Below are 19,227 nucleotides of genomic sequence, written 5' to 3'. Positions count from 1 at the left end.
TGGAAAGGAGATAGATTAGATGGCATCATTCAGAAAGTTACCAAGCGGAAAGTGGCAGGCCAGAGTATCGAGGGATGGAAAGGAAAGAAGCATCGGAACATTCCGTACAAAAAAAGAGGCTGAAATTGAGGCTTTTAAAGTTGAAGAACGGATATATTATGGTCAAACATTAAACGATAGAAATATGTTATTTGAAGAAGTAGCAAAGGAGTGGTTAGAGTATAAGAAAATAAATGTAAAAGAATCAACTTTTGTCCAACTCGAAGTAATTGTAAGAAATCATATTTTACCCACTTTTGGTTACATAAAAATCATGACAATTCGAAGAAAAGAAATAAAGAAATGGATTTCCAATTTCGGTGAATTTGATGAAAGAGGGAAAGAAAAATATTCATTTGGATCAAGACTAAAATATCTTTCAGTAATGAAAAGTATTTTACATTATGCTGTTCATGAACTGGAGGTCCTTGAAAAAAATCCTACAGATAAGTTAAAAGTTCCAGTTCAGGATAGTGTAGCTTTGAAAAAAGATGAAAAGGTGAAATATTTTAGCCTCGAAGAATTAAACAAATTATTGGATTTCATGAAAACATATAAGCATCAACGCTTCCAGGATTATCAGCTTTATTATATGCTTATTTACTTATTAAGCAAAACCGGCTTAAGAATTTCTGAGGCTTTAGCTTTAAGATGGGAAGATATTGATGGTGATAAGCTAACGATAAATAAACAAACAAGCCGTAATTATAATAACAAAGTACAATTAACAACACTAAAAAACGCTACTTCTTATCGAATAATTAAAATTGACCAAGATTTATTACGTGAATTAAAAAAGTTTAAGTTGAAACAAAATGAATTGATTTTAGGAATTTCAAGATTTCATAAAAACGAGGATGGCATTATTTTTCAAAATTATAATGGACAGTATTTAACACCTTCAATAATTCGCGAAGCGATCCGAGGTTACTGTAAAAAAGCAGGGGTAGAATATAAAGGCACACATGTTTTTAGACATACACATGCTGTTCTGCTACTTGAATCTGGCGCAAGCCTTAAATATGTATCAAATCGTTTGGGACATAAAACCATTAAAACTACAGCGGATATTTATCTTGATATCACTGAAAAAATTGAAGAAGACGAACTTCAAAAGTTCGCCCTCTACACTAAGAGATAATTTCATATCGGCACGAAATCGGCACGAAGAGAATTTCAAGAGTCATTTCAGTCCTTCAAACCTTTGGTATACAAAGGTTATATCTCTATTAACCGATAGAACCTTCCATCTCAAATTTAATTAATCTGTTCATTTCAACTGCATATTCCATTGGCAATTCTTTTGTGAATGGCTCAATGAATCCCATAACGATCATTTCTGTTGCTTCCTGTTCTGAGATACCGCGGCTCATTAGATAGAAGAGCTGCTCTTCAGATACTTTGGAAACTTTCGCTTCATGCTCAAGTGAGATATTATCATTGTGGATTTCATTGTATGGAATCGTATCAGAAGTTGATTGATTATCCATAATAAGCGTATCACACTCGATATTGGAGCGTGCTCCATCTGCCCTTTTACCAAAGTGTACAACCCCACGATAAGATACCTTACCACCATGCTGAGAAATGGATTTAGATACAATCGTAGAAGATGTATTTGGAGCTAAGTGAATCATTTTAGCACCTGCATCCTGGTGTTGACCTTTACCTGCAATAGCAATGGAAAGCGTCATACCACGGGCACCCTCACCGCGTAAAATACAAGCTGGATATTTCATGGTAAGCTTGGAGCCAATGTTTCCATCTACCCATTCCATTGTACCGTGAGCATCTACTACTGTACGTTTAGTAACAAGGTTATACACATTGTTTGCCCAGTTTTGGATTGTTGTGTAACGGCAATAAGCATTTTCTTTAACAATGATTTCAACAACAGCACTGTGAAGTGAATTTGTTGTATAAACAGGAGCAGTACAGCCTTCTACATAATGTACGGACGCATCTTTATCAACGATGATCAAAGTACGCTCAAACTGACCCATGTTTTCAGAGTTAATACGGAAATATGCTTGCAATGGTGTATCTACTTTAATACCTGGTGGCACATAGATAAATGATCCACCAGACCAAACTGCAGAGTTCAATGCAGCAAATTTATTATCAGATGGCGGAATTACTTTAGCAAAGTGTTCACGGAAAAGATCTTCATTTTCACGTAAAGCGGAATCTGTATCTTTGAATACGATTCCCATATCTTCTAAGTCTTCCTTCATGTTATGGTACACAACTTCAGATTCGTATTGAGCTGATACACCGGCTAGGTATTTTTGTTCAGCTTCAGGAATACCAAGTTTATCAAATGTACGTTTAATTTCCTCAGGAACTTCATCCCATGATTTCTCAGACTTCTCAGATGGTTTTACATAATACGTAATCTCATCAAAGTTTAATTCTGAAAGATTGCCTCCCCATTGTGGCATTGGCATGTTATAAAAATGTTCAAGAGACTTCAAGCGGAAGTCAAGCATCCATTGTGGTTCGTTCTTCATACGAGAGATTTCTTCAACAATCTCTTTAGTTAAACCGCGTTTAGAACGAAAGATGGAAACGTCCTTATCATGAAAGCCATATTTATAATCACCGATATCAGGCATTTTTTTAGCCATCGATCGCTTCCTCCTTCTTACTTAGTTTTAGCTGTCTTTACACTCTCAGCTAAAACATGTCATTTTAGTTTTCGTTAAGCCCTTTTTCCATAGCTTTCCAAGCAAGTGTCGCACACTTAATACGTGCTGGAAATTTACTCACACCTTGAAGGGCCTCTATATCACCAAGATCAAGATCGCCTTCGTCATATTCCTTGCCCTGTATCATGTTCGAAAATATACCAGCAAGCTTTAATGCTTCCTCACTGCTTTTGCCTTTGACGATTTGAGTCATCATGGAAGCTGATGACATAGAGATGGAACAACCTTCTCCATCAAACTTTGCATCTTGCACAATACCATCCTCTACTTTAAGTGTAAGATGAATACGATCTCCACAAGTAGGGTTATTCATATCTATCACAAGACTGCCGTCTTCCAGGCTTCCTTTATTGCGTGGATTTTTATAGTGATCCATGATCACTTGCCTGTAAAGGGTATCTAAATTATTAGAAGCCATTACTGAAATACTCCTTTGTTTTAACGAGTCCTTCGACTAAACGGTCGATATCTTGTTCTGTATTATATACATAAAAACTTGCTCTCGCCGTAGACGAAGCTTTTAACCATTTCATAAGCGGCTGTGCACAGTGGTGCCCGGCACGAATAGCTATTCCATCTGCATCCAGAACGGTAGCGACATCATGCGGATGAACATCCTCAAGGTTAAAAGTTACTACACCCGCTCTTGATTCCGGATTTTTAGGACCATAGATTTGGAGCCCATCTATACTTGATAATTTATCAAGTGCATAAGCAGCAAGCTTATGCTCATGCGCCTCTACATTATCAAGACCAATCTCATTCAAGAAATCAATTGCAGCTCCAAGTCCAATGGCACCTGCAATGATTGGAGTACCGCCTTCAAATTTCCAAGGCAGCTCTTTCCATGTAGAATCCTGCAACCCTACAAAATCAATCATCTCTCCGCCAAATTCAATCGGTTCCATATTCTCGAGGTATTCCTTTTTCCCATACATGACACCAATGCCAGTTGGTCCACACATTTTATGTGCAGAAAAGGCAAAGAAATCACAGTCAAGATCCTGAACATCCACTTTTAAATGCGGAGTGCTTTGCGCACCATCCACAACCATTACTGCTCCATTTTCATGAGCAATTTTCGCAATTTCTTTAACCGGATTGATGACGCCAAGCACATTCGATACGTGCATAACTGAAACGATTTTCGTGTTTGAAGTAATCACTTCTTTGACTGTTTCAAGTGAAATAGTACCGTCTTCTTCTAGCGGGATATATTTCAATGTCGCACCGGTTGCTTTAGCTACTTGCTGCCATGGAATAATATTACTATGATGTTCCATCATACTGATGACAATTTCATCACCAGCTTTTAGGTTTGCTTTCCCATAGCTGGCAGCAATTGTATTAATCGAAGTCGTTGTCCCTCTTGTAAAGACAACTTCTTCGATGGATTTCGCATTAATGAACTTTCTTACCTTTTCACGTGCTCCCTCATAAGCATCCGTGGCCATCGTTCCAAGTGTGTGAACACCACGGTGTACATTAGAGTTATACCGTTTGTAATACTCATCAATAGTCTGAATAACGGATATTGGCTTTTGCGAAGTTGCAGCACTGTCCAAATATACTAATGAATGACCATTGACTTTCTCATTTAAAATTGGGAAAAGTTCTTTAATATTCGTCGGAATCATTATTTAACTTTCCTTTCAATTACCTCAGTCAACTGCTTTTTAACAGCTTCAACAGGTAATTGATTTACTACTGGGGCAAGGAACCCATGGATAATTAAACGTTCTGCTTCTGTTTTACTAATCCCTCTGCTCATTAAATAATAAAGCTGAATTGGATCAACACGGCCTACAGAAGCTGCGTGTCCAGCTGTTACATCATCTTCATCAATTAACAGAATAGGGTTTGCATCCCCACGCGCTTTCGGGCTAAGCATTAATACTCTGGATTCCTGTACAGCATCAGCTTTAGTGGCACCATGTTCAATCTTACCGATCCCATTAAAAATGGAGGATGCTTCATCCTTCATAACACCGTGCTTCAGAATATATCCATTTGAGTTTTTACCAAAATGAACAACTTTAGTTGTAAAGTTTTGAGTTTGTTTACCAGTACCAACCACTACTGTTTTAGTATCTCCATATGAACCATTACCATGTAGGTTTGTAATATTCTCTGAAATAGTATTGCCATCGTTCATTAAGCCCAATGCCCATTCCACTCGTCCATCATTTCCTACATATGCATTACGGTTTACATAGGTTTTCATATCTTTTGATAATGTATCAACTGCACCATATTTAACAACTGCATTGTTGCCGACGATAACCTCGGAAATGATATTTCCAATAGTCTCTTTCCCGTCAACCAATGAAATATAGTTTTCAACGTACGTTACGGAGCTGCTCTCTTCAGCAACAACAAGTACGTGATTATATAATTCAGTCTCAGCATTATCAATCATGAAGATAGCTTGGATTGGTTCTTCAATAACCACATTGCGTGGGATATAAAGAAAAGCTCCACCATTAAAGAGTGCTGCATGCAAAGCTGTAAGCTTATTCGTTTTTACAGGGACACTTGTAGTCATGAAGTATTTTTGCAAAAGTTCAGGATGTTCTTTAGCAGCAGTCCTGATATCTGTAAAAATAACACCTTTATCTTTAAGTTCCTGAGATACTGTCAAATAAGCAGCTGTATTGTTTCGTTGTACATATAAACTTCTATTCTCATCTGGATTGATCAGCTTTTTCACGTCTTCAGCAAGTTCATCGATAGATGCAAATGTCTCGCTTGTAACGGAGTTCACTTTCATATCCTCTAATTTCCATTTATCAATCTTCGTTTTATCAGGTCTCGGCATAGGTAGCTCAGCTGAGGCAGAAAGGGCGTCTATACGGAAGCTTTCAAGCCAGGCAGGCTCACTATGTGCTTTTGAAAAAGAAGATACAACGTCTTTTTCGAGTAATGTAGTTTCGATTGTCATAACGATCCTCCTATTGCTTATGCTTCAATTCCTACTGTTTCGTCTTCAATACCTAATTCTTTTTTAATCCAGTCATATCCTTCTGCTTCCAAGCGTTGCGCTAGTTCTGCTCCACCGGATTTCACGATTTTACCTTGCATCATTACGTGAACATGATCTGGAGTAATGTAGTTCAATAAGCGTTGATAGTGAGTAATCATTAGGCAGCCAAAATCTTCGCTTCTCATTTGGTTAATTCCTTTGGAAACAACTTTCAGAGCATCGATATCTAAACCGGAGTCGATTTCATCAAGAATCGCAATGGCTGGTTGCAGCATTAATAATTGAAGGATTTCATTACGTTTCTTTTCACCGCCGGAAAAGCCTTCATTTAAATAACGTTGAGCCATATCTTGATCCATTTCTAATAGATCCATTTTTTTATCCATTTCTTTAATGAATTTCATTAAGGAAATTTCGTCTCCTTCTTCACGTTTACTGTTAATAGCAGAACGCATGAAGTCGGCATTAGTAACCCCAGTAATTTCACTTGGGTATTGCATTGCTAAAAATAGACCGGCACGAGCACGTTCGTCAACTTCCATTTCTAGAACATCTTCACCGTCCATTGTGATGGAACCACTTGTTACTTCATATTTTGGGTGACCCATGATAGCAGAAGACAATGTAGATTTTCCTGTACCATTTGGCCCCATAATTGCATGGATTTCTCCACCTTTAACTTCAAGGTTTACCCCTTTAAGAATCTCTTTACCTTCTATTGCAACATGTAAATCTTTAATTGTAAGAACTGAACCAGCCATTCTTATACCTCCAATATATAGTCATCTAAAGTTTTAGATTATTTCTATTCTCAATTTATTCTCATTACAATCTTATAACAAATCAAATCTAGATTCAACTTTTTGAAACGAGAGAATTACATAAAATGGACATAATATTTTAACATAATACTTAGCATTACTGACATTATAATGTTAATTTTCACGAAAGAAAAGAACCAGCATGATCTTTACCAACCAACCTAATTTTAAAGACGCCAGTATTATTTTCGCAGCTAGTTGAAAACATAAAAACAGGTAGAGGAGAAAACTAATTTTTCTTCCGCTACCTGTTTTTATGATTATCACTTTTAGAAATATTCACTTTATCACTGATTCATTTACCCATGGACTCTTCTATTCACATCATTTAAGATTTGATTACTCTTCATATAACTACGTTCACGCTTCTCTTCTACTTTCATACGCACTTCAAGATTCTGACTGTATACTTCATAGCCAACTCCATGTGCCTGCCTCATCGCTTTTTCCATTTCATCTGTTACTCTAAGCTGTAACTGATTGTCAAAGATAATGAATCATTCCTTTCCATTTATTATAATAAGGGTATCACTTTACAGAAGAACCCTCAAAGTCTATATACCACACTGAGCACATCTTAAAAGTGATATTGCGTATTTCTTCTAGGAAATCCTTGATTATCCTGAAAAATAATACCAGAGAAGAAAATGATTCATTGGAAAAGCATCTTATAATTGCTTTTAAAAACACCTATTTATATAGATGAAAAAGGTGCAGCTAAATGAATAGCTGCACCTTCCTTGTTTATTATTCATTTGATGGGATAACAGATCCTTTGTAGGTTTCATTAATGAAATCCTGGATTTCTTTAGAATGAAGAACTTCAACCAATGTTTTAATTTCATCCTTATCCTTGTCCTCGGATCTAACGGCAATAATGTTTACGTATGGGTTGTTATCAGCACTTTCCAATGCAATCGCATCTTCTGATGGTACAAGATCCGCTTCGATTGCATAGTTGGAATTAATCAGTACTGCATCGCCTTCGTCATTATTGTAAACCTGCGTAAGCATAGGTGCTTCAATATCCGTTTTAAACTTTAGTTTCTTCGGATTTTCTGCAATATCATCGACCGTTGCTGCTGTTTTATCAATGCCTTCTTTTAGCTTTATTAATCCTTCTGTTTCCAGCATAGATAGCATACGTCCATGGTCAGCTACTGAGCTGCTCATGATGATGCTTGCGCCTTTTGGAAGATCATCGAGGCTGTCATATTTTTTGGAGTAGACACCAATCGGTTCGATATGAATCCCACCTGCATTGGCGAAATCATAACCATTATCCTTCACTTGACTCTCAAAATAAGGGATGTGCTGGAAATAGTTAGCGTCAATTGAGCCATCTGCCAAAGCTTTATTCGGCATTACATAGTCTGTAAATACTTCAACTTCAAGTTTAATACCTTTTTCTTCCAGAAGAGATTCTGCTTTCTCCAGAATTTCCGCATGTGGAACATTTGAAGCACCAATTTTAATCGTTTTTAGCTCTTTGTCCCCGGAATTGGATTCATCACCTGAACCACCACAGGCTGCCAATAAAAGGGTTAATCCTAAAACAAGTATGAACGATAACTTTTTCACTTTGGTTCCTCCCTAGCGCTTATCTATTTTTCTTGTTATAAAATCTCCAATAAATTGGAGAATAAACACAATAATCAATACTAAAATAGTAGCAACAATCGTGACATCTGTCTGTCCTCGGCTAAACCCTTCCAAATAGGCAAGGTTTCCAAGTCCACCCGCACCAATCATACCGGCCATCGCTGTATAACCTACGAGCGCAATAGCCGTAACTGTGATACCAGAAACAAGCGCAGGCAGAGATTCTGGTATTAGCACCTTCCATATGATTGTAAAGGATGTAGCCCCCATCGATCTTGCTGCTTCGATTACACCTTTATCAATTTCACGCAATCCAATCTCAACCATTCGCGCATAGAATGGAGCAGCACCGATAATTAATGCTGGCAAAGCTGCATTAACACCGATAATACTTCCTACTAAAGCCTTTGTGAAAGGAATTAACAAGACGATTAAAATAATAAATGGAATGGAACGGAATATGTTAACGAAAGCACCTACGATTCCGTAAATCACTTTGTTTTCCCACATATTCCCCTTTGAGGTCAAGAATAATAGTAGACCCAATATAATTCCAAGGAAAAAAGTTGCGATTAATGAGACACCTGTCATATACAAGGTTTCCCATGTCTTTTCATAAATTCGTTCCCAAACTACATTTGGTAATAATGTTTCCATCATTCTGAAATCACCTCCACACCAATTTCCTGATTGTGGAGATAGTCAATTGCTTTTGCCACTTCAGCAGCATCACCGTCTACATGAATAAATAATGTTCCATAGGACCCGTGCTGAGTCTGCGATATTTTACCCTGCAATATGTTTACATTGATTTTGTAAGAGCGGATAACCTCTGATAAAACAGGGGTTTCAGCTGATTCACCAATAAAGGATAATTGCACAACTTTACCCGTCGGATATTCAGCAAGCAAATGCTCAATCGTCTCTTTCGTTTCTTCCGGCTCAGTCACTTGCTGGACAAATCGTTTAGTAATCGGAGCATTCGGTTTTTTAAATACATCAAGTACTTTTCCGCTCTCGACTACTTTCCCCATCTCCATCACAGCAACGCGGTGACAGATCTTACGAATAACATGCATTTCATGAGTAATTAATACGATTGTCAAGCCAAGCCTTTTATTTATATCAACGAGTAAATCCAAAATATCGTCTGTAGTCTGAGGATCAAGTGCTGATGTCGCCTCGTCACAGAGAAGAACCTGCGGATTGTTCGCTAATGCACGCGCTATACCGACTCGCTGTTTTTGACCGCCGCTTAACTGAGACGGATAAGCATTTTCACGGCCATCCAATCCTACCAGACTTACAAGCTCCTTCACTCTTTCTTTACGTACCTTGCTTGGTACCCCTGCAATTTCTAAAGGAAACTCTATATTTTCACTGACTGTCCTTGACCAGAGGAGATTAAAGTGTTGAAAAATCATACTTATTTCCATTCTGGCTTTTCTTAATTCAGCACCTTTTATAGCAGCCATATCTTTGCCTGCCACCAAGACACTTCCTTCTGTTGGCTTCTCTAAACCGTTCAGCATTCTAATGAGAGTACTTTTTCCCGCACCGCTGTACCCGATAATTCCAAAGATCTCGCCCTTTTCAATAGACAATGAGACTTGATCCACTGCTTTGACAGCTGATGAACGTTTAAATGTTCCTGAGAAGGTCTTCGATACATCACGTAATGTAATCATAAAATGTTCACCTGCTCTTTCTATCAACCTATAATTAAAGAATAACTTCAGTTAAACAAAAATGCCTTTCTGCGGAGGCAGAAAGGCATGATTAATTTATAACATGTTCCTTTCTCTCATCTCCCAGGATCTATTATCCTGTGTGAATTGGCACCTTTTCAATCATAAATGATTGCCGGTTGCCGGGCTTCAAAGGGCACAATCCCTCCACCTCTCTTGATAAGAGTACATAAACTATTCAATTAATTCTAACTGTCTGCTATCCTATCATGTTAAAGAAAGAACTGTCAACACCAAAGTCTGCATAGCATGTTCAATATGTTATTTCACAGCCGCCTCAGTGGAAGCTATACCTGTTGCTTTTTCAATCGCAAGCTCCAATTCTTCAATTAGATCTTCTGCATGTTCAATTCCAACAGACAGTCTGATTAAATCCTCCTGCACACCTGATGCTTTTAATCCCTCTTCACTTAGTTGCTGATGAGTCGTGCTTGCCGGATGGATAATTAGGCTCTTTGCATCTCCCACATTGGCCACATGGGACCACAGTTCAACGGAATCAATCAGTTTTTTACCTGCCTCGCGTCCACCCTTTATTCCAAAAACAACGACTGCTCCAGCACCTTTGGGTAAATATTTCTTCGTTTTTTCGTAATCAGGGTGATCTGAATCTCCTGGATACAAGACCCATGATACAGCCGGATGCTGTTTTAAATAATCAACTATTAATCTCGTATTGGCTATATGCTCCTTCATTCTCACATGCAGAGTTTCCAATCCGAGAATAAATTGAAAGGCATTGTACGGGCTTAAGGAAGGACCTAAATCTCTCAACAGCTGAACTCTAGCCTTCACAATAAATGCTGCTGCACCAATTGCTTCACTGTAAATCAGATCATGATAACTTGGATCCGGTTCTGTAAAGCCCGGAAATTTAGATGAATTCCAGTCAAACTTCCCTCCATCGACTATGACCCCACCTAATGTGGTTCCATTTCCAAGCAGCCATTTCGTAGCTGAGTGTACGACGATATCCGCTCCAAACTCAATCGGACGTGATAAATAAGGAGTAGCAAATGTATTATCAATGATTAATGGAATTCCAGCTTCATGAGCAATTTCCGCCACCCGTTCAATATCAAGAACCTGCAGGCTTGGATTTCCAATCGTTTCTCCAAAAATAGCTTTGGTCTTTGAAGTAATCGCTTCTCTAAAATTTTCCGGATCACTTGGATCCACGAACCTTACGTTAATACCATACTTAGGAAGAGTATTGGCAAATAAATTGTAGGTTCCGCCATATAGAGTGGATGCAGAGATAATTTCATCACCTGCTCCAGCAATATTTAGAATGGAGAGTGTTATAGCTGCAGCACCACTTGAAACAGCTAAAGCTCCAATACCACCTTCTAATTCGGCTATGCGTTCTTCGAATACACTTGAAGTGGGATTATGAATTCTAGTATAAATATAGCCAGATTCAGCTAATCCAAATAAATCCGCAGCATGATCTGTGTCTTTAAATAAATAAGCATTCGTCTGGTAAATCGGCACGCTTCTCGCTCCAGTTACCGAATCCTGCTGCAATCCTCCGTGTATACCTACTGTTTCAAACCGATACTTCTTTTCTTCATTTGCCATTCTACATCTCTCCATTTCATTTTAAGTAGAGAAGTGAGTAAATGAAAAAAACCTCTTCATATAAGAAGAGGCAGGCATTTTCCATCTCTCCTTATCTCCCGGATTTATTTGTATCCGCAGGAATTGGCACCGTGTATTATAAAAATACCGGTTGCCGGGCTTCAACGGGCCAGTCCCTCCACCTCTCTTGATAAGAACCAAGTATTAAGTTGTTAAAACTATAGCATATGGGGAAATTTGAGTCAACTGATTATTCTGAATTTTTAAATTATATATCAAGAGGCTTACCTTTGCTATATTTTATAAAAATCCGCCTGCAGTTAGCCACTCAGTAAACGTCTGATTAGTTATATTACAGGCTATTGGGGAGAATTCTACAATCTATTAAAACTTCTGTCATAGACAGCGTAAGATAAAAACAGCACCTTTAAGAGATTCTAGTTAAATATTGTATCGACATATTTCCTGAGAAATAAACTGCTCTTATTCTGTAATTCTCTTTAATTGATCTACAAGATAGGGAACTGAGTGGAAGGCATAGATTTTATCGATTGGCTGGTTATCCTTGATTAAAATGAGGCATGGTACACTTTGAATTTGATATTCTTCTGCAAGTTCCTTAGCATAGTTAAGATTGACTTTTTCCAAAGAGGCATTGGGGAGGACTTCCTTTGCAATATCAAGCATCTTGCCTGCTAATTGACACGTTCCGCAAAGAGGGGTAAATGTGTAGATTGCTTTATTTATCGTGGTTTGATTGTTCATTTTTTATTACATCCTTCATTTGTTTTAAAAATTCGGCTTTCACATCTATATTGGCTGCCAAAAGAACCATTGCTAGATGGTATCTTGGCGCGTTTGCTACTTCACGGTATGTACGATCAATATATATGTGAGATGCATTTGGCATCTCTCGTCTTAACTGTTTTCTCAGCTTTTCTCCAGATTCATCGGCATCAGCCAAAATATACACATCTCTCTGTTCAAGTTCGTCGACTAATTCATCCAGTTTCGATAAACTGATGGTTCCATTTGTACATCTTATATCGACAGGTTCATTAAGTACAGATTGTATTTTTTGGCGGTCGGTAGAACCTTCCACAATTATCACTTTCTCACTTTGAGCATCCCGCATGATTGATCACCTTTTATTAGGAGAGTACGTTCTATGTGATTGGACAAATGCCTTCGCCTTCGTCTTTTTCATTATATGTATCTTACCCTAACATAATGGAAAGTAACAATTGATTTAAAGCATATAAAAAGGAAAGAAGCTTACGAATGACCCAAAACTTCTTCCCTTTATTGACTACTCTTCTTTAGTCGCTGTTTCGTATTGGTCAGCATCCATTAATTCATCATATTCGCTGATTTCGGATGGTTCAACTACTACCATCCATGCTTTTTCATATGGAGATTCATTAACGTATTCTGGACTATCCGCTAATTCTTCATTTACTTCAACAACTGTCCCACTGATTGGCGCATATAATTCAGATACTGTCTTTACTGACTCTACACTGCCAAACGGTTCATTACGGGTCAATTGATCACCTATTTCCGGTAGCTCCACAAATACGATGTCTCCCAGTTCTTTTTGAGCAAAATCAGTTATTCCAATTCGAATCTTACCATCCTCTTGTTTAACCCATTCATGCTCAGCTGTATAACGTAATCCCGCTGGAATGCTCATGATTTAATCCCCCCAAAATGTATGTATGGTTCCTATTTATCATGACATCAAACTGGTTATTTGACAATTGTTTCATGCCCATATTTTCTGATAATTTTCCTCTTTGAATCCTACTGTAACTTTTTCTCCATCAAATGCAATTGGACGTTTGATCAGCATCCCATCTGATGCAAGCAGGGCTAGGCTCTCATCTTCAGACATTTCCTTAACTTTATCTTTCAACCCAAGTTCTCTGTATTTCATCCCACTTGTGTTAAAAAACTTCTGAAGAGGCAGTTCACTTTTCTGACAAATTGTTTCTAGCTCTTCTTTCGAAGGGGGATTTTGTGCTATATCAACTTCTTGATAGGATATTCCCTTCTCATCAAACCATTTCTTTGCCTTTCTGCATGTCCCACATTTAGGATACCAGTAAAATGTAATCATGTTTATCACCTCAATTGAAGCATACCACATTTTTTCATCTATCTTAAATGGTTATACTTCTGCTCTAGAGAAGGTAGTCAGTCTAGCATAGGAAAAGAAAAAGCCTGGTTTTCACCAGGCCTCCATCGCACAAAGGATTAAACAGTGTAACGCTCAGCATCAACTAATTTTTCTGCAGCTTCACGTTTAACTGCGATTACATTGATTGGTGTGAAACGTGTGAATTTACGTAAAGCTGATGTCATCATACGTAATGTATCACCAGTTTCTGTTGCCACTAATGTTTCTTTAGCATGCTTTTCGATTTCTCCAAATGCTTCCTGGCAGAAGATTTGAGTATAAAGCAGTTTTTGTTTGTTCTTTTCTAAGCCATCTTTTTTGATTGCTTTTTCTGTACGAAGAACAACTGATTCCATCGCATAGACGAAAGAAGCAATATCCGCAATATTAACAAGAATTTCTTGCTCTTTTTCCAGCTCAGCACCATATTTTTGCGCAGCCAATCCTGCTATCATAATACCAATCTTCTTAGCATTTTTCACAAGATGTTTTTCTTGATCAAGTGGCTCTGTACCTGGCTCTTCAGGCATTAGCATCATGAGCCCTTCAGAAAGTTCCTGTGCTTTTTGTAATAACGGCAATTCACCTTTTAAAGCTTTTTTCAGGAATGTACCTGGTACGAGCAGACGATTAATTTCGTTTGTCCCTTCAAATATACGGTTAATACGGGAATCACGGTACATTCTTTCAATTTCATACTCAGCCATAAATCCATAGCCTCCATGAAGTTGAACTGCTTCATCCACAACATAATCCAAAACCTCGGAAGCAAAGAACTTATTTAAGGAGCATTCGATTGCATATTCAGCAATTGATTTTGCTACTTCTTTCCCATCTTTGACTTCTTCATCACTTAGGCGGCTCATTCTTTCTTCGAATAAACCAACTGTCCTATATACAGAGCTTTCAGCTGCGTATATTTTGGAAGCCATTGTAGCGAGCTTTTCTTTTGTTAAATTAAAAGAAGAGATTGGTGTTTTAAACTGTTGACGTTGATTAGCATACGTAGCAGCTAATTCAAATCCTCGTTTGGAAGCACCGACAGCTCCCACTCCCAATTTATAACGGCCGATATTCAAGATATTAAAGGCAATCACATGGCCTCTTCCCGCTTCTCCCAATAGGTTCTCAACAGGTACTTCTGCATCCTCAAGAATTAATGTTCTGGTTGAGGAACTCTTAATTCCCATTTTCTTTTCTTCCGGTCCAGTAGAAACACCAGGATATTCTCTTTCTACGATAAATGCAGAGAATTTGTCGCCGTCGATTTTTGCATATACGACAAACACATCCGCAAATCCTGCATTTGTAATCCATTGTTTCTCACCATTTAAGACATAGTGAGTTCCTGCTTCATTCAATTTTGCTGTTGTCTTTGCACCAAGTGCATCAGAGCCTGAGCTTGGTTCTGTTAAAGCATAGGCTGCCAGCTTTTCACCTGTAGCCAATAATGGCAGGTACTTTTGTTTTTGTTCTTCGTTACCAAATAAAACGATTGGCAAGGAACCGATTCCAACATGTGCACCATGAGAAATTGAGAAGCCGCCTGCACGGGATAATCTTTCTGAAATAAGAGCGGAACTGACCTTATCCAAGCCTAATCCACCGTATTCCTCCGGTACATCAGCGCCCAATAGACCTAGTTCTCCAGCTTGTTTCAATAGTTTTACAGAACGGTCAAACTCATGATTCTCTAAATATTCCACCTGAGGCAATACTTCATTTACTAAATAATCCTCAGTCGTCTTCGCAATCATTTTATGCTCATCTGTATAATCCTCAGGTGTAAACATGTTTTCTGCTTCAATATCTTCAATTAAAAACGCTCCGCCTTTTAACACTTCTTCTGTTTGATTAGCCACTTTTCTTCCTCCTTATTTAGAGATGACTGGGCTATTGTCGCCAATCATCTCACCGCTCATAAATTTTATGCTAATAATTCAAATACTCCAGCCGCGCCCATTCCTCCGCCAATACACATCGTTACGATTCCAAACTGCTCATTTCGGCGTTTCATCTCGTGAAGGAGGCTCAATGTTAATTTAGCTCCAGTACACCCAAGCGGATGTCCTAATGCAATGGCACCGCCATTTACATTCACCCTCTCCTCATCCAATCCAAGCTGACGAATTACCTGAATGGATTGAGAAGCAAACGCTTCATTCAATTCGAATAATCCAATATCGGATAAACTTAAGCCTGCCAGCTTAAGAGCTTTAGGAATTGCTTCTACTGGTCCGATTCCCATAAGTTCCGGCGGCACTCCTGCGACTGCAAAAGAACGGAATTTTAAAAGTGGCTTGAAACCATCTGCCTCGGCTTTTTCCCGGTCCATCAGTAATACCGCCGCCGCTCCATCACTGGTTTGTGAAGCATTGCCGGCTGTAACTGTTCCCGTGAGTGAAAATGCAGGCCTCAGTTTAGCAAGCACTTCCGTTGTTGTCCCTTCTCGAACTCCTTCATCTGTTGTGAATTGTACGGATCGCTCTTTTAATTTATTGTCTGATCCTACTTGACGAAAAGTGACATCAACAGGAACGATTTCATCTTCAAATTTCCCATCTCGAATGGCCTGCGCAGCTTTTTGGTGACTGCGTACCGCAAAGGCATCCTGTTCCGCGCGGGTAATCCCAAATTTCTTAGCAACTTCTTCAGCCGTATGGCCCATACCCATATAGTATTCAGGAGCTGCTTCTGCCAGTTTGGAATTAGGACGGACTACATGTCCCATCATCGGAACCATACTCATCGATTCAACCCCACCGGAAATGACCGTTTCAGAATGTCCGAGCATAATTCGCTCTGCTCCATAAGCAATGGATTGCAGGCCTGATGAACAGTAACGGTTGATCGTAATAGCCGGTACATTGTATGGCAAACCTGCCAAGGCACCGATATTACGAGTCACATTGAGCCCTTGCTCTGCTTCAGGCATTGCGCATCCAAAGATCATATCATCAATTGGGCCATCGTAATTTTCTGCTCGTTTTAGCGTTTCCTTTACTACTAATGCACCTAAATCATCTGGTCGAACATTTGCTAGAGTTCCTTTTTTGGCTCTGCCAACCGGGGTTCTAGCTCCGGCTACAATCACTGCTTCTCTCATGCCCATCCTCCTCTTAATCAATCAAAATACGGATCTATTAATTGCGTAATGGTTTTCCTTTAACAAGCATATGCTGCATGCGCTGCTGTGTTTTTCCTTCCTGGACAAGGCTGATGAATGCTTCTCTTTCTAAATCAAGCAAATACTGTTCATCCACTTCTGTTCCATAAGGCACTTTACCGCCGGCTAAAACATAGGCAATTTTTTGGGCAATCTTCAAATCGTGCTCTGAAATATAGCCTGAATACAGCATGGATTGCGCTCCCAGTAACAGCGCCGCATAACCCGGTTCTCCTGATACCGGAATTTTTTTGCGCACCGGTGGCTTATAGCCAGTATCATGTAAAGCAATAACAGCTTGTTTCGCATCATATAACTGATGATCTGGATTAAAGCTGATTCCATCGTTACTATTGAGGAAGTTATTCTCTCTTGCTTCATCAGCGGAAGTAGATACTTGGGCAGTAGCGATCGTTTCAAACACTTTAATAGCCACTTTAGTAATATCAAAATCAATACCATTCGGTAAGCTATCCAGATGTTTAATATACAGCTCTTTATTTCCGCCTCCGCCAGGCAACAAGCCGACACCCGTCTCAACCAATCCTATATATGACTCAGATGATGCCTGAATTTTCGCGGCTGGCAGGCAAATTTCAGCTCCTCCGCCAAGCGTCATATTAAACGGCGCGGCAACAACCGGTTTACTGCTGTATTTGATATTCATCATCGCTTGCTGGAATTGACGTGTAATCATTTCTACATCAAATATATTGTCGTCCTGTACTTCCATTAAAATCATGGCCAGGTTAGCACCAACGCAGAAGTTTTTGCCCTGGTTTCCAATCACTAATCCTTTGTAGTTTTTATCTACTTCTTCAATTGCATAATTGATCATTTGAATAATATCAAAGCCAATCGCATTATTAGGAGAATGGAATTCAAGCAAAGCCACACCATCACCAATATCAATCAAGCTCGCACCGCTATTTTTCCTAATGACCCCTTTTTGCTTCTTAATCAACTTCAGATCTATGATTTTTTCGTTTACTTCAACCTCGTGATATTCCCCATTTGCATAATATAGGGTTCCATTATCACCTTCTTTATAGAAGGTTGTGTTACCGTTTTTAATCATTTGTGTGATCCATTCAGGAATATTGCGTCCTTCCTCCTGCATCCTGGCAACGGATTTCTCTAGGCCAATTGCATCCCAGGTTTCAAATGGTCCAAGCTGCCAACCGAATCCCCATTTCATGGCCTGATCGATTGCTACAATATCATCGGCAATGTCGCCAAGTAGTTCTGCTGAATAGAGTAAAGTAGGGCTGATTACATTCCATAGCAATTCACCGACACGATCTTTCGCATAAATAAGCGCTTTCAATTTTCTCGCGGCGCCTTTCTCCTGCTTTACCATATCAAGCGAAGGTGCTTTTAGCTTTTTACGCTCTACATATTCCAAAGTGGATGGGTCAAGCTCCAGTATTTCTTTCCCTTTTTTCAGGAAGAATCCCTGCCCTGACTTACTTCCCAACCAGCCGTTATCAAGCATCTTTTTCATAAATTCAGGTACTTCAAATACAGATTTTTCTTCCTCATTATCTACATTGTCATAAACATTTTTAGCTACATGTGCGAATGTATCCAGTCCCACTACATCCAGCGTACGGAACGTTGCGCTCTTTGGACGGCCAATTAAAGGACCAGTTACAGAATCCACTTCACCAACACTGTAGCCTCGCTCCATCATTTCACGAACAGTTACCAATAAACCGTAAGTTCCAATTCGATTGCCGATAAAATTCGGGGTATCTTTAGCGATTACAACCCCTTTTCCTAAAACATCTTCTCCAAATTGTTTCATCGCTTTAACAACTTCAGGCGATGTTGCTTCTGTCGGGATGATTTCCAATAGTTTTAAATATCTAGGTGGATTAAAGAAATGAGTGCCAAGGAAATGTTTGCGGAAATCCTCTGAACGTCCTTCCGCCATTGCCTCAATGGATATTCCGGATGTATTTGAACTGATAATACTGCCCGGCTTTCTATATTCGTCAATTTGTGAAAACACACTTTGCTTAATATCAAGTCTTTCAACAACGACCTCAATAATCCAGTCGCAATCATTTATTTTCGACAAATCGTCTTCAAAGTTTCCCGGCTCAATTAAAGATAAATTTTTCTTGGAGGTTAACGGTGCAGGTTTTTGTTTAAGTAGTTTTTGAATGGACATTTGCGCCAATCGATTACGGACTTGCTTGTCTTCAAGAGTTAGCCCCTTTTTTTCCTCATCCGCGGTAAGTTCTCTTGGAACAATATCCAATAGCTTAACCGGAATTCCAATGTTGGCTAAATGTGCTGCAATCCCTGAACCCATGACCCCTGATCCAAGTACAGCTACTTTTTTAATTTGAAGGTTCAACATTAAATCCCCCTTTAATTTGAATGAATACTCAT

Annotated in this window: 18 protein-coding genes and 2 riboswitches; of the genes, 1 reads left to right on the top strand and 17 read right to left on the bottom strand. The window is 39.0% G+C overall.

The genetic code is table 11. From position 1 onward, the window contains the following. Positions 1-19: 19 nt before the first annotated feature. Entirely contained in the window at positions 20-1,180 is a 1,161-nt protein-coding gene (locus AC4D4B_RS04770) for a tyrosine-type recombinase/integrase (protein ID WP_490999292.1), read from the top strand. A gap of 88 nt (positions 1,181-1,268) precedes the next feature. On the opposite strand, the gene sufB is transcribed toward AC4D4B_RS04770, so the two are convergent. From sufB to AC4D4B_RS04685, 17 genes are all read right to left on the bottom strand, one after another. Further along, positions 1,269-2,666: a Fe-S cluster assembly protein SufB gene (gene sufB / locus AC4D4B_RS04765; protein WP_490994792.1), complete on the bottom strand. Its 1,398-nt coding sequence runs from the start codon at positions 2,664-2,666 to the stop codon at positions 1,269-1,271. Positions 2,667-2,730: 64 nt separating this feature from the next. Beyond that, complete coding sequence (sufU, locus tag AC4D4B_RS04760; RefSeq protein WP_066106504.1) at positions 2,731-3,165, bottom strand: Fe-S cluster assembly sulfur transfer protein SufU; 435 nt, start codon at positions 3,163-3,165, stop codon at positions 2,731-2,733. Next, complete coding sequence (locus AC4D4B_RS04755; RefSeq protein WP_490999291.1) at positions 3,155-4,384, bottom strand: cysteine desulfurase; 1,230 nt, start codon at positions 4,382-4,384, stop codon at positions 3,155-3,157. Before AC4D4B_RS04755 ends, sufU begins: the two co-directional genes overlap by 11 nt. Then, positions 4,384-5,688: a Fe-S cluster assembly protein SufD gene (sufD, locus tag AC4D4B_RS04750; RefSeq protein WP_490999290.1), complete on the bottom strand. Its 1,305-nt coding sequence runs from the start codon at positions 5,686-5,688 to the stop codon at positions 4,384-4,386. Before sufD ends, AC4D4B_RS04755 begins: the two co-directional genes overlap by 1 nt. A gap of 17 nt (positions 5,689-5,705) precedes the next feature. Next, positions 5,706-6,491, bottom strand: coding sequence for a Fe-S cluster assembly ATPase SufC (sufC, locus tag AC4D4B_RS04745; RefSeq protein WP_490994795.1), 786 nt, complete (start codon positions 6,489-6,491; stop codon positions 5,706-5,708). Between the two features lie 359 nt (positions 6,492-6,850). Further along, entirely contained in the window at positions 6,851-7,003 is a 153-nt protein-coding gene (locus tag AC4D4B_RS04740; protein WP_175354290.1) for a YuzK family famiily protein, read from the bottom strand. Between the two features lie 295 nt (positions 7,004-7,298). Beyond that, on the bottom strand, positions 7,299-8,132 hold the full coding sequence (locus AC4D4B_RS04735; protein ID WP_490999289.1) for a MetQ/NlpA family ABC transporter substrate-binding protein: 834 nt from the start codon (positions 8,130-8,132) through the stop codon (positions 7,299-7,301). A 12-nt stretch (positions 8,133-8,144) separates the two neighbouring features. Then, positions 8,145-8,813, bottom strand: coding sequence for a methionine ABC transporter permease (locus tag AC4D4B_RS04730; RefSeq protein ID WP_490994797.1), 669 nt, complete (start codon positions 8,811-8,813; stop codon positions 8,145-8,147). After that, positions 8,810-9,841, bottom strand: a complete 1,032-nt coding sequence (locus tag AC4D4B_RS04725; protein ID WP_066106481.1) for a methionine ABC transporter ATP-binding protein — start codon at positions 9,839-9,841, stop codon at positions 8,810-8,812. Before AC4D4B_RS04725 ends, AC4D4B_RS04730 begins: the two co-directional genes overlap by 4 nt. Positions 9,842-9,954: 113 nt before the next feature. Beyond that, positions 9,955-10,067: riboswitch (SAM riboswitch) on the bottom strand. Between the two features lie 95 nt (positions 10,068-10,162). Further along, positions 10,163-11,482 carry an O-acetylhomoserine aminocarboxypropyltransferase/cysteine synthase family protein gene (locus AC4D4B_RS04720; protein ID WP_490999288.1) on the bottom strand — a complete coding sequence of 440 codons (1,320 nt, stop codon included), beginning with the start codon at positions 11,480-11,482 and terminating at the stop codon, positions 10,163-10,165. Between the two features lie 88 nt (positions 11,483-11,570). Further along, positions 11,571-11,679: riboswitch (SAM riboswitch) on the bottom strand. A gap of 286 nt (positions 11,680-11,965) precedes the next feature. Continuing rightward, a complete protein-coding gene (locus AC4D4B_RS04715; protein WP_490994799.1) occupies positions 11,966-12,247 on the bottom strand; it encodes a thioredoxin family protein in 282 nt (93 codons plus the stop codon). After that, complete coding sequence (locus AC4D4B_RS04710; RefSeq protein ID WP_490994800.1) at positions 12,222-12,617, bottom strand: toprim domain-containing protein; 396 nt, start codon at positions 12,615-12,617, stop codon at positions 12,222-12,224. Before AC4D4B_RS04710 ends, AC4D4B_RS04715 begins: the two co-directional genes overlap by 26 nt. 174 nt (positions 12,618-12,791) lie before the next feature. After that, a complete protein-coding gene (gene gcvH / locus AC4D4B_RS04705; protein ID WP_490994801.1) occupies positions 12,792-13,175 on the bottom strand; it encodes a glycine cleavage system protein GcvH in 384 nt (127 codons plus the stop codon). A 72-nt stretch (positions 13,176-13,247) separates the two neighbouring features. Continuing rightward, entirely contained in the window at positions 13,248-13,631 is a 384-nt protein-coding gene (locus AC4D4B_RS04700) for an arsenate reductase family protein (protein WP_490999287.1), read from the bottom strand. A gap of 107 nt (positions 13,632-13,738) precedes the next feature. After that, positions 13,739-15,523 (bottom strand): acyl-CoA dehydrogenase FadE, encoded by a 1,785-nt coding sequence (locus AC4D4B_RS04695; RefSeq protein ID WP_490999286.1) that lies wholly within the window; start codon positions 15,521-15,523, stop codon positions 13,739-13,741. Positions 15,524-15,588: 65 nt separating this feature from the next. Further along, positions 15,589-16,767: an acetyl-CoA C-acetyltransferase gene (locus AC4D4B_RS04690; protein WP_490994804.1), complete on the bottom strand. Its 1,179-nt coding sequence runs from the start codon at positions 16,765-16,767 to the stop codon at positions 15,589-15,591. A 37-nt stretch (positions 16,768-16,804) separates the two neighbouring features. After that, a complete protein-coding gene (locus AC4D4B_RS04685; RefSeq protein ID WP_490999285.1) occupies positions 16,805-19,195 on the bottom strand; it encodes a 3-hydroxyacyl-CoA dehydrogenase/enoyl-CoA hydratase family protein in 2,391 nt (796 codons plus the stop codon). Positions 19,196-19,227: the final 32 nt, after the last annotated feature.

This window comes from Pradoshia sp. Z6_59, assembly GCF_058267515.1.
This window is presented reverse-complemented; position numbering and strand designations above follow the sequence as displayed.